Consider the following 13,911-nt stretch of genomic DNA (forward strand, 5'->3'; position numbering starts at 1 on the left):
AAAATTTGTCAGGCGCCCTGCATTCGATACCAAACAGCGGTAGGCGAACGAGGAGCAAATCACACGTTCAAGGGGGTGACGGGGAACGAAGAAACCAAAAAGAGAGGAGGAGTTATTCAGGCGAAAACGGAAAGGCCGTTATCATCCTGGCTCTCACCGGAGGCCATCTCGGCCTGGGCCTGAAGCATGGTCTGCATAGCCTGGGCGGCAACCGCCCGATCCTGGGAGGAGGGTTGTGCCGGCGCCATGGCGGCGGAGCGAACAACCCGCATTTTTTCGATGGTGGCCTGGGGATCGCCAGCCACCGGCGATACATCAATGGGAACCTCGCCGCCGACCGCGTACTGGGCACCGTCCGGACCGCGTTCATAGGTCAAGGACATGGAGCCGGCGTGCTGGCCACCGGTCGATTGATGCGCGGCTTCATGGGCGCGAACTTCCCGGTCACGCGCTTTCAGTTCCGTCAGTTCCTTGAGTTGCTCAGGCGTAAGGTTCTGGCCCCCGCTCTGTTGCCCGGAATTCCTTTCACGCTCTGACGACTGCTCGGTGGCCCGGTTGGCGCTATTGTTCTCCGAACTCTGGCCGACCGCGGGAGACGAGCGAGTATCGGCCTCAGTGGCCTTCTCACCGGTCACTGATGGGTTGCTGGACGCTGGCTGCTGACTTGGAGACACAGCCCCACCCGGCGGCGAAAAACCACCAACAGAGGGATAGATTGGAGGGATGGAGGAAAGGACGTTCACGGCCTGAGCTTCCTGTTACTGAATCAGGCGCGAAGATCCAGGAGCGTACCGAGAGTTTCATCCGCTGTTTTGACCACTTGAGCGGATGCCTCAACGCTGCGCTCGTAAAGGTTCATTTCAATGATCGGCTCTGCCAGGTTACCAGCGCCTTCGGCACTGCCCTTAGGGCCGTCAGCGCCGCCTCGGGCAATCTTCCGGGCAGCGTTTTCCATACCAACCATGCCATCCTGGATACCCTGAATACCGATTCCAAGTGCGTTGTTGATCATGGCTGTGCTCCTTTACGTTTATGCCCCTATTAACGCACAACCTTGTTTACTTTTCAATCAAAGGTGAGATATTCACGTATTTTCGAAGCACCCGCGGCAGGTCTTTGTCTGCTTTGCCTTCAATCCAGGGCAACACCCCCAAGCATGGGGTGCGCAAATGCAGGCTCAGGTAGTTCAGGGTTTCCTGCTCACAGGCCATCGGCTCTGCCTGTGGATGGTTGCCAACCCAGCCGGCCACTTGCAGACCGTCGGCCCGAATGGCTTCGGCAGTGAGCAGCGCATGGTTGATGCAACCCAACTCCAGCGACACCACAAGGATCACGCCCAGGCCCATTTCCCGAGGTACGGCAGCGTAGGTTTCCCGGTCATTGAGAGGGACCCGCCAGCCTCCGGCGCCCTCAATCAACATGAAGTCAGCCGGGCGAATCTGGACACCCCGGCAGAAGCCTACAAGACGCTGGGCGGTGATTGTCTGGCCAACCTGCTCAGCGGCAACATGCGGAGCGATGGCAGGCTCAAGGGTAACCGGGTTGATGGTCTCGTACGGCAGTTGCTCGGTAATGGCGCTTTGCAGGATCAATGCATCGTCATTCCGCAGTCCGTCTGGCGTCTGCTCGCAGCCGGAGGCAATGGGTTTCATGGCCAGGGTCCTGAGGCCCTGCTCTTTCGCCGCTTCCAGCAGGGCCGCAGATGCCAGGGTTTTGCCAACGCCGGTGTTGGTGCCGGTTACGAAATAGGTTTTTTTGGCCACTCTTTGTCCTTAATGCCTGCCGTTTTAAGAGAATGGTGAGGGTGTTGTACACCCTCACCGTCGATCTGCAGTGCAAACCGCCGAAGTTACATACGTGAACTTTCTAGCTTGCTGGTTTCTGCCAGTACAACCAACCGGCCCGATAGCTGGCGTTCACCGCGCCCGCAGGGTCTTTAGGGTATGCCCGACACATAGCCTTGAACCGGCCGGGGGCGGTAACCGTACGCCGGCGTTGTTCGCCCTTGTAACCCGCACCCAGGTGTTTCAGCTCCCGATTGAGGGCCAGAGGAGAATTGTAAGGCAAAACCAGAGTTTCTGCCCGATGCGTCACACCCGGCAGGATTTCGCCCGCCAATTGCTGCCAATCGGCTTCGGGGGCGAAACGGTTAACGTGTGGCTGGCCGGGATCCGCCTGGGCCCAGGCCTTTTCCAGCTCCCACAGCGTGCCATCCAGCAGGGTGGAAACCGCCAGCACCCCGCCGGGCTTCAAGAGGCGGCGGCATTCGCCAAGAATCACCTCAGGGCGGTTGCTCCACTGGATCATCAGGTTACTGTAAATCAGGTCCACGCTCTTATCGGGCAGCGGCAACTGTTCGGCATCGGCATTGAGCCATGCGGCGTGTCCCGGTCCATTGGTTGCCGCCTGGGCCAACATACCGGGGGAAAGATCGGCACCAGTGAGACCCGCTTCCGGGAAACGTTCGGCCAGTTTGCGGGTAAACCAGCCGGTGCCGCAGCCCAGATCAAGAATACTCTCGGGCTGGAAATCCGCAGACAGGTTGGCCAGCATGGCATCGCCCATGCGCTTTTGCAGACGGGCAGCCGTGTCATAGGTCTGGCAGGCGCCGCCAAAGCCTTTTGCGATGGAGGCCTTGCTACCGGTGCTCAGATCCGCCGGGGCGGGAACAGACATTGCCAGACTCTCAGCAGCACTCATTGGGCCAGCCCCTCCGGGGATTCATTAAGCAGCTGGCGCGCCTTCGAGAGCGCCGCCAGCAAGTGATCCACATTGTCAGTGGTGTGCGCCGCGCTCAGCGTCACCCGCAACCGCGCCTGGCCCACCGGCACGGTGGGTGGACGGATGGCGGTTACCAGCATGCCTTGTTCTTCCAGGGCCTGGCTCAGCGACAGCGCGGCGTGGTTGTCTCCGATCATGATCGGTTGAATGGGTGTCTGCGACGGCATCAGTTCGTAACCGAGGTTTTCAGCACCGGCACGGAAGCGGGCAATCAATTGGTTCAGGTGCTCCCGGCGTGCATCATCGGCTTCAATCCGGTCGAGGCTTGCACAGGTGGCCACGGCCACTGCCGGCGGCATGGCCGTGGTGTAGATGTAAGTCCGGGCCTTCTGGACCAGATACTCCGTCAACCACTCCGGCCCGGCCACAAACGCGCCGCTGGTGCCGACCGCCTTGCCGAGAGTACCGATCAGCACCGGCACGTCCTCTTCCGACAACCCGGCTTCCAGCACACTGCCCCGCCCCTGGGGACCAAGCACACCCAGACCGTGGGCATCGTCCACCACCAGCAGCGCATCCTGCTCCCGGCAGACCCGGGCCAGCTCCCGCAACGGCGCCACATCGCCGTCCATGCTGAACACCCCGTCCGTGACCACCACCTTGTGGCCGTCGGTCTTAGCGAGCATTTCTTCCAGCGCCGCCACATCGCCATGGGCATACCGACGCATCCGCGCGCGGCTGAGAATGCAGCCATCGACAATCGAGGCGTGATTCAACTTGTCCGAAAACACCGTGTCGCCCCGGCCCACCAGCGCCGAGATCACGCCCATATTGGCCATATAGCCGGTGGAGAAGAACAGTGCCGAACTGCGCCGGGTAAACGCCGCCAGTCGCTCTTCCAACTGATGGTGCGCCTCGTGGTGCCCACAAACCAGATGCGACGCCGCCCCGCCCAGACCGGTTTCCGGCAAGGCGTTTTTAAGGGCTTCGATATTACCCGCGTCATTGGCAAGCCCCAGGTAGTCGTTGCTGCAGAACGACAACAACGGTTTGCCATCGGCGGTCAGCTCCGGCTGCTGGGGACCGGACACCAGCCTGCGATGGCGGTATAGGCCGTCCCGCTTTCGTTGTTCTATTTCGGCGGCAAAATCACGCATCTGAGAAGCAGATCAGGCCGATTCACGAGTAGCGTCATAAAACAGATGCCGCGTGGCCTCATATTCCACGGCTTCAGCCAGCGCCTCTTCTTCCTGCTCCTCGGTGGAACACTGCTCGCGCTGCTCCGGCCGGATACCCAGCTTACGGAACAGCTGCATGTCCGCATCCGCCTCGGGGTTGGAGGTGGTCAGCAGCTTCTCGCCGTAGAAGATGGAATTGGCACCCGCCATGAAACACAGCGCCTGCATCTGCTCGTTCATCTGCTCACGGCCGGCGGACAGTCGCACATGGGAGGCCGGCATCATGATCCGCGCCACCGCAATCAGGCGCACGAAATCAAACGGGTCCAGGTCTTCCACGTCTTCCAGCGGCGTGCCCTTCACCTTCACCAGCATGTTCACCGGCACACTTTCCGGATGCTGCGGCAGGTTCGCCAGTTCCACCAGCAACCCTACACGGTCGTCTTCGTCCTCACCCATGCCCATGATGCCGCCACAGCAGACCTTCATGCCCGCCTTGCGCACGTTATCCAGTGTATCCAGCCGGTCCTGGTAGGTCCGGGTGGTGATGATGTGGCTGTAGTACTTCTCGGAGGTATCGAGGTTGTGGTTGTAGTAATCCAGCCCCGCCTCGGCCAGCTCCTCGGCCTGTTCTTCTTTCAGCATGCCCAAGGTCATGCAGGTTTCCAGCCCCAGGGACTTCACCTGACGGATCATGTCCAGCACATAGGGCATGTCTTTTTTGGACGGGCTGCGCCAGGCGGCACCCATGCAGAAACGGGACGCGCCCTTTTCCCGCGCGGCGCGGGCTTCACCCACCACCTTTTCGATCTCCAGAAGCTTTTCCTTCTCCAGATCGGTGTTGTAGTGGCCACTCTGGGGGCAGTACTTGCAGTCCTCGGGGCAGGCGCCGGTCTTGATCGACAAAAGCGTGCTGACCTGCACTTCGTTCGGATCGAAATGCTCACGGTGTACCGTCTGGGCACGGAACAGCAGATCGTTGAAGGGCAGGCTAAAAAGCTCCCGGGCTTCCTTGAGCGTCCAGTCGTGACGCGGTGCGGTGGCGGTCATGGCAAAGTCCTGTTAACCTTTCTGGGTTATTTGGTTTACGGATAAACCGCGATGATAAAGGGACTGGAACCTCTGTCAACCTTTCTAAGCACAAAGGTTAACAGCGACAAAGCCGGCGGGCGCTGCGTAGCCTGCCTGGCGGAATCCGCTGTCCATGGGCTCTGCCATGACTGCCGGCGCGACCTGCCCGTTATTCGCTGGCACTGTTATCGTTGTTCCCTTCCCTTAGCCTTTGCCGTTCCCAATACCCTTTGTGGCGAATGCCAGAGTTCCCCGCCTCCGTTTTCCCGCACGCTGATTCCCTGGCGCTACCAGTTTCCCGTCGACGGCATGATCGGGCGCTACAAGTACCATGGCCAACGCAAGTTCGCCCGACCGCTGCTGGCGGGCCTTGCAGACCACATCCAACATTCCCTGGCAGCGCAGGACTGGCCGGACGCATTGGTGCCCACACCCATGCACTGGCAACGGCGCTGGGGTCGCGGCTTCAACCAGGCCGCCGATATTGCCGAATCACTGAGCGGCACCCTGGGCGTGCCACTGGCACCCGGCCTGGTCCGGCGGGCGAGAAAAGTCCATTCTCAGCGGGGGCTTGGGCGTGCCGGGCGTTTGGCTAACCTACAGAATGTGTTTGAGGTCTGCGGAACTCCTCCCAGCCGGATCGCCATCGTGGATGATGTAGTAACCACAGGCGCAACCGTGCGGGCACTCGCCCATTGCCTGGAGAAAGCGGGTGCCCGGGACATTCAGGTGTGGGCCCTGGCCCGGACGCCGGGATGATTTCAGTCCAGACAGAACACTAGCCACATTACCTGTGCGGCCATAACCGGTATACTCTCGGCACAACGTTCAACCCCTGGATTTTATGCAAACGCCATCAACCGAATTGACCAACTCCAGCCATCCTTACGATGCGCTTAAGCCCGAAGTCATCCTGGACGCCATGGAAGAGGCCGGGTTTGTCATCAATGGCCGCCTGTTCGCCCTGAACAGCTATGAGAACCGGGTCTATCAGGTTGGTGTGGACGACAGCCCTCCGGTAATCGCCAAATTCTATCGCCCGGGCCGCTGGTCGGACGCCGCCATCCTGGAGGAGCACGAGTTCACCCTGGCCCTGGAAGACGCTGGCATTCCGGTGGTTGCGCCTATGCGCCTGGCCAACGGAAAATCTCTGGGCCAGCATGGTGAATTCCGCTTTGCGGTATTCCCTCAGCGTGGCGGTCAGGCGCCGGATACCAGCGTGACCGATACCTTGTACCGGCTGGGCCAGTGGCTGGGGCAGATGCATAACATCGGTGAACTGAAAAGCTTTGAGCATCGACCAGCGTTTGATTTGCTTGATGGCATTGAACGACATAACGAATTCCTGGTCACCGAAGGCTGGGTACCGGAGGATCTTCGCCCGGCCTGGGACAGCCTGATTCCCGATCTGCTGGCCGCCTGCCGCGCCCGGGCGGAGGAGGCAGGGCCAGTGAGCACCCTGAGAATCCACGGCGACTGCCATGCGGGTAACATTTTGTGCCGGGACGAGCAGATGCTGTTTGTGGACCTGGACGACTGCCGCACCGGCCCCGCCATCCAGGACATGTGGCTGCTACTGAACGGCGAGGCCACCGAGCGGGGCGCCCAGCTGGGGGAATTGCTGGAAGGCTATGAGATGTTCAGGGAATTCAACCGGCGCGAGCGGCACCTGATTGAGCCGCTGCGCTGCTATCGACAACTGTCCCACTGCGCCTGGCTGGCCCGGCGCTGGGATGACCCGGCCTTTCCCCGGTTCTTCCCCTGGTTCGCCAACGCGCGATTCTGGTCGGACCAGATCCTGTCACTGAGAGAACAACTGGCAGCCCTGCAGGAGCCGGCCATCAGTCTGCCGGGGCAATTCTGACTTTATGTTGTAAGAGGTAAGCATGAGCGAGAAGGAAAAAGGTTATTCGGTACGCGTACTCATTGCCACCGCAGTGGTAGCGGTGATTGGCACCGTACTGGTGCTGGAAACCAGCGGCCGCATCGATCATTCGGACAACAAGGACAACGTGCCGGTGGGTGACTTCCAGGCCATTCACGTAAAACCCGGCGAAGAATTCCGAATGTCCCGCAAGCCCTCCGAACTCCACGCCGCCTGCGTGGACGGCTACCTGGCCATCGCGGCGGATGTCGATCCCTCCTTCCGGGGTATTCTGGTGGATTACAAAAACCGCGGCGTACGCTGCAGACGTCCATCGCCCACTAACATTGATCCGGCAACACCGCCATCTGGAGCCAGCAATGGCCAGTAAGCAGTCTGTACCACCCGAACAGCTGACCGACCGCCTGTTCGCCACCGAGCGCAACCCGGAAGATTTCCGATTCGACGCCTCGGTTGCCCGGGTATTCCCGGACATGATTCGCCGCTCGGTTCCCGGCTACACCACCATCATTCCGATGATCGAGGTGATCACCGAGCAGTATGTGCAGCCCGGCTCAAACTGTTACGACCTGGGCTGCTCGCTGGGCGCATCCACCCTCGCCATGCGCCATGGCATCCCCCACAGCGACTGCACGCTGGTCGGCGTGGACAACTCCAGTGCAATGATCGAACGGTGCGAGCACTACGTGGCCCTGGACGACAACGACCTGCCGGTGCAGCTTCGCTGTGAGGATATCCTGACCACGGAGCTTAGCAAGGCCTCGGTCACCACACTGAACTACACCCTGCAGTTTGTGCCACCGGAGCAACGGCTGCCCCTGCTGACCCGGATTGCTAACGCCACCCTGCCCGGCGGTGTACTGATTCTCTCCGAAAAGATACGGTTTGAGTCCGACGCGGAGCAGGACATCCAGACCCGGCTGCACCACGAATTCAAGCGTGCCAACGGCTACTCCGACCTGGAAATCAGCCAGAAACGGGCCGCGATAGAGAAAGTTCTGATCCCGGAAACCCTGGCCACCCACAAGGCCCGCCTGCAGGACGCCGGCTTTGATCAGGTCCTGGTGTGGTACCAGTGCTTCAATTTTGTGTCCATGCTCGCCATTAAAAACCCTTGATTTCAGGACCCTGTATTTTCCTATGGCATTGTTTGACTGGCAGACGCACTTCAACCCGATTCTGGATTACCTGACCCAGGCCGACCGCAGCCAATGGGCTGAATTACTCAAGCAGCAGCTCATCCAGAAGTTCGAGCAGCGGCCCCATGGTGACCTGCCCCGGTGGATGGAAGCGCTGCATACCTTGCCGTCAGCGCCGAACGCAGAGGCCGACCTGAACGCCGGCCCGGTGACCCTCAATGCGCCGGCGCCCCTGCCCCCGCTCCAGCAGGAGCAGTTGGAACAGGGTCTGCGGGGACTGATGCCCTGGCGCAAGGGACCTTTTGATTTTTTCGGCACCTACATTGACACGGAATGGCGTTCAGACTGGAAATGGGAGCGGGTAGCTCCGCACCTGGCCGACCTGAAAGGTCGCACCATCCTGGATGTGGGCTGCGGCTCGGGCTATCACTGCTGGCGCATGGCCGGAGCCGGTGCGGCCCGGGTGGTCGGCATTGATCCGGGCCTGCTGTTCCTGTTTCAGTTCCTGGCAGTAAAAGGCTATCTGGGGGCCGTGCCGGTGGACCTGCTGCCGGTGCGCATGGAGGATCTGCCGGACAAACTGGAGCTGTTCGATACCACCTTTTCCATGGGTGTGCTTTACCACCGGCGCTCGCCGCTGGACCACCTTCTGGAACTGAAAGGCACCTTACGCCAGGGTGGCGAACTGGTGCTGGAAACCCTGGTGGTGGATGGTCCGGAAGGCTACAGCCTGATGCCTGAGGACCGCTACGGGCAAATGCGCAACGTCTGGTTCCTGCCCAGTTGCCCAACCCTGCTGCGCTGGCTGGATAGAACCGGCTTCCGTAATGCCCGGGTAGTGGATGTCAGTGACACCACCACGGATGAGCAGCGAGCGACGGACTGGATGCGTTTCAACTCTCTCAAAGACTTCCTGGACCCGGACGACCCCACCAGAACCATTGAGGGTTACCCCGGCCCCAAACGCGCGACAATCATCGCCGAAAAGCCGTGATCGCTTGCCTCGCAGCCACAAAAAACCGCCCGGGGCCTGGAAAGCTGCGGGCGGTTTCTTTATAGCCTTGGGGCCGCTGCGGTTTATTCCCCGAACGGATGGCGCAGGATCACGGTTTCAACCCGATCCGGACCAGTGGAGATGATATCGATCGGCGCCTCGATCTTCTCTTCCAGAAAACGGATATACGCCTTGGCGTTCTCCGGGAGCTGGTCCACGCTGGTCAGGCCCACGGTGCTTTCACTCCAGCCTGGCAGCTCCTCGTAGATCGGCTCGATATCCTTGTAGCTGTCGCAGCCGATGGGCGGACGGAAAATCTCGCCATTTGGGGTCTTGTAGCCGATGCACACCTTCACGGTTTCCAGGCCATCCAGCACATCCAGCTTGGTCAGGCAGATACCGGACACACTGTTAATCTGGATGGCGTGACGCAGAGCCACGGCATCAAACCAGCCACAACGGCGTGAACGACCGGTAGTGGTGCCCACCTCGTTGCCCTTGACGGCCAGGTGCTTGCCCATGTCGTCAAACAGCTCAGTCGGGAAGGGTCCGGAGCCCACACGGGTGGTGTAAGCCTTGGTGATACCCAGCACGTAGTCCAGGAACAGAGGACCAAAGCCGGAGCCGGTAGCCGTCCCGCCGGCGGTGGTGTTGGATGAGGTTACGAACGGGTAGGTACCCAGATCGATGTCCAGCAGCGAGCCCTGCGCGCCTTCAAACAGGATGTTCTCACCGCGCTTGCGGTAGTCGTGCAGGATATCGGTAACGTCCGCCGCCATGGGCAGGATTTCATCACCCATTTCCTTGAGCTCAGCAAGGGCCGCTTCGATGTCTTCCGGCTCTTCCTTGAAGTACTCGGTCAGGATGAAGTTGTGGTAGGACATGATATCCCGCAGGCGGTTTTCAAAATCGCCCGGGTTAGTCAGGTCTCCCAGACGAAGGCCACGGCGGGACACTTTATCTTCATAGGCTGGCCCGATACCGCGACCGGTCGTGCCAATCTTGTCGTTGCCCCGGGCGCGCTCACGGGCCTGGTCGATGCGCACATGGGTACGCAGGATGATCGGACAGGCCAGGCTGATTTTCAGACGGTCACGAACCGCCACGCCGTTGGCTTCCAGCTCACGGACTTCCTTGAGCAGAGCTTCCGGCGACAGCACCACGCCGTTACCAATCAGGCACAGTACATGCTCACGCAGGATACCGGAGGGAATCAGGTGCAACGCGGTTTTCTTGCCTTCGATAACCAGTGTATGGCCCGCATTGTGACCGCCCTGGAAGCGGGCCACGGCCGCCACCTTGTCGGTCAGAAGGTCAACAATTTTACCCTTGCCTTCGTCACCCCACTGAGTGCCCAGCACAACAACGTTTTTACCCATGATTCTCTCTCGTATCCGGCGGCCCGAAAGGGAACGCCTTGAAAAATTTAGCAAAGAAAAGTGTAAGCGAGACTACGCTGGAACTGTCAGCCCAGCGCTTCCACCACCCATTTACCGTCACGTTTTACCAGTTGGCGATCGCACCCACGCTCGGCGGGATCGGCCTGCGCGTCTTCCGGCAGAGCACGGATGACCGTCTCGGTCATGCGCAGCCCGGAAATCACCCCCTCCAGCGCCGGGTCGGCTTCCGCCGGTGCCCAGATGGAGCCGGCGCGGCTGTATGCCCGCTGCCCCAGGGCTACCAGGGCACGGATGTCCAGGCTAAACCCGGTAGCCGGGCGGGCCCGACCGAAATCACTACCGATAGCGTCGTAACGGCCGCCCTTGGCCACGGAATCACCATGGCCCGGCACATAAGCGGCAAACACCAGACCGGTGTGGTAGTTGTAGCCGCGCAATTCACAGAAATCGAAGCCCAGGCTGACTTCCGGATAGTCGCGCTTGAGCATCTGTGCAACACGTGCCAGTTGTTCCAGGGCCGCGTCCAGATCGCCCGATGCGCCACCGAGAATCGACTGCGCCTGCTCCAGTGCTTCAACACCACCGTTTACTCGAGCCAGCTCCCGCAAGCGCGCTCCGGCGGAACCCGCGGCACAGTCACCCAATAGTTGGTCCAGCTCCGGTACCGATTTGCGAGCCATCGCATCAAACACCGCCGCTTCGGTCTCGCGATCAAACCCGGCCTGGGTGATCAGGCTCTCATAAATGGAGACGTGGGCCAGATCCAGATGCACCCGGGGCAAGCCTGACACGCGCAGGGTCTCGAGCATCAGCGCGATGATTTCCAGGTCGGCGGTTTCGGAGGCACTGCCAAACAGCTCACAACCAGCCTGAATCGGTGTACGGCCGGTCAGCATGTGATGCGGTCGGGTATGCAGCACGTGGCCTGCGTAGCACAGACGGGTGATGCCCTCGTCGCCCAGGGTATGGGCATCGATCCGGGCTGCCTGCGGGGTCATATCCGCGCGCACGCCCATCATGCGACCGGTCAGTTGGTCCGTAAGCTTGAACGTCTGCAGCTCCAGATCGTGACCAGTGCCGGTAAACAGGGATTCGAGGTACTCAATCAGCGGGGGGATTACCAGCTGGTAGCCCCAGCGCTGGCAAGTGTCCATTACATCCCGGCGCAGGGATTCGATCTGCCCGGCCAGTGGCGGCAAAATGTCCTCCACCCCGTCAGGCAGTAACCAGCGATCAGATACAGTCATGAGATTCGGTTGTCCGTTGTTCCCTGACTGGCACAGAGCCAGGGGAATGACTCAGGATTTAACGGGCCCGGATGCGGAAAACCCGACACAAAACCGGCAAAATTCTACACCGTTGGCAGACACAAAAAAACCGGAATACCTGAGTATTCCGGTTCTTCGTGTTTCCGGCTGCGATTAATTCGCGCCTGCCGGGTTGTTCAGGAACTTCATGAAATCGCTCTTGGCGTCGATCACCATGAGGTCGTCCTTACCAGAGAAGGTGTTCTGATAGGCCTGAAGGCTACGATAGAAGCTGTAAAACTCTTCATCGGCACCATAAGCCTCGGCGTAGATACGAGCCGCCTCGCCATCACCTTCACCCCGGGTTTCTTCCGCCTGGGCGAAGGCTTCAGCCAGGATCACGGTCTGCTGGCGATCTGCATCAGCACGAATACCTTCTGCCAGCTCACGACCGCGGGAACGGAATTCCTGAGCCAGCTTGTGGCGCTCGGTCGCCATGCGGCGGTATACATTCTCGCTGACCTGACCTGGCAGTTCGATGGCTTTGATGCGGATATCCACCACTTCAATACCAAACTCTTCTACCGAGGTCTGGTTCACAAGATCCCGAAGGGTATGCATCAGCTCATCGCGCTGACCGGACACCACTTCGTGCATGGTGCGAACACCGAACTCGTCACGCAGACCGTTGTCCACCCGGGACAGGATCAGTGACTGGGCGCGGAACTCGTCCCCACCGGTTGCCCGGTAGAACTGGTCGACGTCGCGGATCTTCCAGGCCACGTAAGAGTCCACGTCCAGCGGCTTTTTCTCCACCGTGAGGTACTGACGGGATGGCAGATCCATGGTCAGTACCCGGACATCGAACTCACGAACCTCGTCGATCACCGGCACTTTAAAGTGCAGGCCCGCCTGGATGTCGGTTTCAACCAGTTCCCCAAAACGCAGCAACACGCCACGATGGGTTTCGGGAATGATATACACGCTGGACAACACAAGCAGGACAACAATCAGAGCGCCTGCCAGGCCCACAATACTTTTGGGTCCCATAACTTATCTGCTCCTCCGAATGTTGGCGTTCTGACGGCTCTGCACTTCCTGCAACACCTGGTCCGTCAGGGCCTGAATATCCACCTGCTGTGCGTTGTTACTGTTCCCGGACGACTGGGAACTATTGGCCGGCAAGCGGTTCTGGGTCAGCCGATCCAGAGGCAGGTACATCATGTTGCCGCTGCTTTCGGTGTCCACCAGGATCTTGCTGCTATTGCTCAAGACGTTCTCAACAGCCTGGAGGTACATGCGCTCACGAGTAACCACCGGGGCAGCCTCATACACTGCCAGCAGTTGCTTGAAGCGCGCGGTTTCACCGCGGGCCCGCTCAATCACTTCCTGCTTGTAGGCATTGGCCTCTTCAATCAAGCGCTGAGCCTGACCACGAGCCTCCGGAACAATCTTGTTGCGGTAGGTCTCGGCTTCCTCTTTCAGGCGCTGCTCGTCTTCCCGGGCGCGCTGAACTTCACGGAAGGAATCCTGCACGGCGGATGGCGGCTGGGTGCTTTCGACGTTCACCCGAACCACATCCAGGCCGGCGCCATAGTCGCGGAGGAAGTTCTGCAGGCGCTGCTCAATGCGAATCGCCAGCTCCGCACGACCTTCGGTCAGCACGTCATCCAGGGAGGAACTGCCCACCTCGTGCCGCAGGGCACTATCGGTAGCAAAGGCCAGGGCCTGGTTGGAGTCACGAACATTCAGCACATAGGCTTCGGCGTTGGACACCCGGTATTGAACCTGAAGGTCCACCGTCACCAGGTTTTCATCCTGGGTCAGCATCTGACCGGAGGATTCCGCCGAGCGAACGTTGGTTACGCGAACCTTGGTGACGTTGTCGATCAAGGGCACTTTGAAACGCAGACCCGGGTTTTCGGTACGGTTGTATTCACCGAACCTCAGAACCACCGCGCGTTCCTGTTCGTCCACGGTATAGAACGACTGGAAAATGACGTAACCGACGGCCAGGATGGCCACAACCGCCAGAATGGCGCCAAAACCACCCCCGCCAGAGCTTTTGCCACCCCCGGAGTTGCCAGAATTGCCGCCTTTGCCTCCCAGCATCCGATTGAGTTTATCGAGTCCTTTTTTCAGGGCTTCATCGAGATCCGGCGGCCCCTGATCATTGCCGCCACGACCGCCACCGGTTCCCCAGGGGTCATTGTCGTTACGGTTTCCACCCGGTTCATTCCAGGCCATAGTTCTCTCCGTTCGTGTTTATGCGAATG

General features: G+C 60.1%; 15 protein-coding genes. 5 read left to right on the forward strand and 10 right to left on the reverse strand.

Annotated features, from left to right (window positions below):
• Window positions 1-116: 116 nt before the first annotated feature.
• The 6 genes from BY454_RS02635 to bioB all read right to left on the reverse strand — a co-directional run bounded on the left by BY454_RS02635 (window position 117) and on the right by bioB (window position 4,949).
• The gene (locus tag BY454_RS02635) at window positions 117-674 is read right to left on the reverse strand and encodes a putative metalloprotease CJM1_0395 family protein (protein WP_258075538.1); all 558 of its coding nucleotides are present in this window, start codon (window positions 672-674) and stop codon (window positions 117-119) included.
• Between the two features lie 92 nt (window positions 675-766).
• On the reverse strand, window positions 767-1,012 hold the full coding sequence (locus BY454_RS02640; RefSeq protein WP_104415087.1) for a flagellar basal body rod C-terminal domain-containing protein: 246 nt from the start codon (window positions 1,010-1,012) through the stop codon (window positions 767-769).
• Between the two features lie 46 nt (window positions 1,013-1,058).
• Window positions 1,059-1,763 (reverse strand): dethiobiotin synthase, encoded by a 705-nt coding sequence (gene bioD / locus BY454_RS02645; protein WP_104415088.1) that lies wholly within the window; start codon window positions 1,761-1,763, stop codon window positions 1,059-1,061.
• Window positions 1,764-1,866: 103 nt separating this feature from the next.
• On the reverse strand, window positions 1,867-2,700 hold the full coding sequence (gene bioC / locus BY454_RS02650) for a malonyl-ACP O-methyltransferase BioC (protein WP_258075539.1): 834 nt from the start codon (window positions 2,698-2,700) through the stop codon (window positions 1,867-1,869).
• Window positions 2,697-3,878, reverse strand: a complete 1,182-nt coding sequence (bioF, locus tag BY454_RS02655; protein WP_104415089.1) for an 8-amino-7-oxononanoate synthase — start codon at window positions 3,876-3,878, stop codon at window positions 2,697-2,699. Before bioF ends, bioC begins: the two co-directional genes overlap by 4 nt.
• Before the next feature lie 12 nt (window positions 3,879-3,890).
• Window positions 3,891-4,949, reverse strand: a complete 1,059-nt coding sequence (bioB, locus tag BY454_RS02660) for a biotin synthase BioB (RefSeq protein WP_104415090.1) — start codon at window positions 4,947-4,949, stop codon at window positions 3,891-3,893.
• A gap of 51 nt (window positions 4,950-5,000) precedes the next feature.
• On the opposite strand from bioB, the gene BY454_RS02665 reads away from it, so the two are divergent.
• From BY454_RS02665 to cmoB, 5 genes are all read left to right on the forward strand, one after another.
• A complete protein-coding gene (locus BY454_RS02665; RefSeq protein ID WP_104415091.1) occupies window positions 5,001-5,729 on the forward strand; it encodes a ComF family protein in 729 nt (242 codons plus the stop codon).
• An 85-nt stretch (window positions 5,730-5,814) separates the two neighbouring features.
• Window positions 5,815-6,834: a serine/threonine protein kinase gene (locus tag BY454_RS02670; protein WP_104415092.1), complete on the forward strand. Its 1,020-nt coding sequence runs from the start codon at window positions 5,815-5,817 to the stop codon at window positions 6,832-6,834.
• A gap of 22 nt (window positions 6,835-6,856) precedes the next feature.
• Window positions 6,857-7,225: a kinase gene (locus BY454_RS02675; protein WP_104415093.1), complete on the forward strand. Its 369-nt coding sequence runs from the start codon at window positions 6,857-6,859 to the stop codon at window positions 7,223-7,225.
• Window positions 7,215-7,973 (forward strand): carboxy-S-adenosyl-L-methionine synthase CmoA, encoded by a 759-nt coding sequence (cmoA, locus tag BY454_RS02680; protein WP_104415094.1) that lies wholly within the window; start codon window positions 7,215-7,217, stop codon window positions 7,971-7,973. The genes BY454_RS02675 and cmoA overlap by 11 nt, the downstream gene beginning before the upstream one ends.
• A gap of 22 nt (window positions 7,974-7,995) precedes the next feature.
• On the forward strand, window positions 7,996-8,988 hold the full coding sequence (cmoB, locus tag BY454_RS02685; protein WP_104415095.1) for a tRNA 5-methoxyuridine(34)/uridine 5-oxyacetic acid(34) synthase CmoB: 993 nt from the start codon (window positions 7,996-7,998) through the stop codon (window positions 8,986-8,988).
• Between the two features lie 83 nt (window positions 8,989-9,071).
• On the opposite strand, the gene BY454_RS02690 is transcribed toward cmoB, so the two are convergent.
• From BY454_RS02690 to hflK, 4 genes are all read right to left on the reverse strand, one after another.
• On the reverse strand, window positions 9,072-10,367 hold the full coding sequence (locus BY454_RS02690) for an adenylosuccinate synthase (protein ID WP_104415096.1): 1,296 nt from the start codon (window positions 10,365-10,367) through the stop codon (window positions 9,072-9,074).
• 86 nt (window positions 10,368-10,453) lie between these two features.
• On the reverse strand, window positions 10,454-11,635 hold the full coding sequence (locus BY454_RS02695; protein ID WP_104415097.1) for an ATP phosphoribosyltransferase regulatory subunit: 1,182 nt from the start codon (window positions 11,633-11,635) through the stop codon (window positions 10,454-10,456).
• Window positions 11,636-11,809: 174 nt separating this feature from the next.
• On the reverse strand, window positions 11,810-12,685 hold the full coding sequence (gene hflC, locus BY454_RS02700) for a protease modulator HflC (protein WP_104415098.1): 876 nt from the start codon (window positions 12,683-12,685) through the stop codon (window positions 11,810-11,812).
• Window positions 12,686-12,688: 3 nt separating this feature from the next.
• Window positions 12,689-13,882 carry an FtsH protease activity modulator HflK gene (hflK, locus tag BY454_RS02705; protein WP_104415099.1) on the reverse strand — a complete coding sequence of 398 codons (1,194 nt, stop codon included), beginning with the start codon at window positions 13,880-13,882 and terminating at the stop codon, window positions 12,689-12,691.
• Window positions 13,883-13,911 lie beyond the last annotated feature (29 nt).

It is taken from the genome of Marinobacter persicus, assembly GCF_002934325.1.
GTDB classification, from domain to species: domain Bacteria; phylum Pseudomonadota; class Gammaproteobacteria; order Pseudomonadales; family Oleiphilaceae; genus Marinobacter; species Marinobacter persicus_A.

What these genes read in the sequence shown, in the direction of transcription:
- BY454_RS02675 (WP_104415093.1), top strand. Translation starts at nt 6,857, where the DNA reads ATGAGCGAGAAGGAAAAAGGTTATTCGGTACGCGTACTCATTGCCACC.
- BY454_RS02690 (WP_104415096.1), bottom strand. Translation starts at nt 10,367, where the DNA reads ATGGGTAAAAACGTTGTTGTGCTGGGCACTCAGTGGGGTGACGAAGGC.
- cmoA (WP_104415094.1), top strand. Translation starts at nt 7,215, where the DNA reads ATGGCCAGTAAGCAGTCTGTACCACCCGAACAGCTGACCGACCGCCTG.
- hflK (WP_104415099.1), bottom strand. Translation starts at nt 13,882, where the DNA reads ATGGCCTGGAATGAACCGGGTGGAAACCGTAACGACAATGACCCCTGG.
- cmoB (WP_104415095.1), top strand. Translation starts at nt 7,996, where the DNA reads ATGGCATTGTTTGACTGGCAGACGCACTTCAACCCGATTCTGGATTAC.
- bioB (WP_104415090.1), bottom strand. Translation starts at nt 4,949, where the DNA reads ATGACCGCCACCGCACCGCGTCACGACTGGACGCTCAAGGAAGCCCGG.
- bioF (WP_104415089.1), bottom strand. Translation starts at nt 3,878, where the DNA reads ATGCGTGATTTTGCCGCCGAAATAGAACAACGAAAGCGGGACGGCCTA.
- BY454_RS02665 (WP_104415091.1), top strand. Translation starts at nt 5,001, where the DNA reads ATGATAAAGGGACTGGAACCTCTGTCAACCTTTCTAAGCACAAAGGTT.
- bioC (WP_258075539.1), bottom strand. Translation starts at nt 2,700, where the DNA reads ATGAGTGCTGCTGAGAGTCTGGCAATGTCTGTTCCCGCCCCGGCGGAT.
- BY454_RS02640 (WP_104415087.1), bottom strand. Translation starts at nt 1,012, where the DNA reads ATGATCAACAACGCACTTGGAATCGGTATTCAGGGTATCCAGGATGGC.
- hflC (WP_104415098.1), bottom strand. Translation starts at nt 12,685, where the DNA reads ATGGGACCCAAAAGTATTGTGGGCCTGGCAGGCGCTCTGATTGTTGTC.
- BY454_RS02695 (WP_104415097.1), bottom strand. Translation starts at nt 11,635, where the DNA reads ATGACTGTATCTGATCGCTGGTTACTGCCTGACGGGGTGGAGGACATT.
- BY454_RS02670 (WP_104415092.1), top strand. Translation starts at nt 5,815, where the DNA reads ATGCAAACGCCATCAACCGAATTGACCAACTCCAGCCATCCTTACGAT.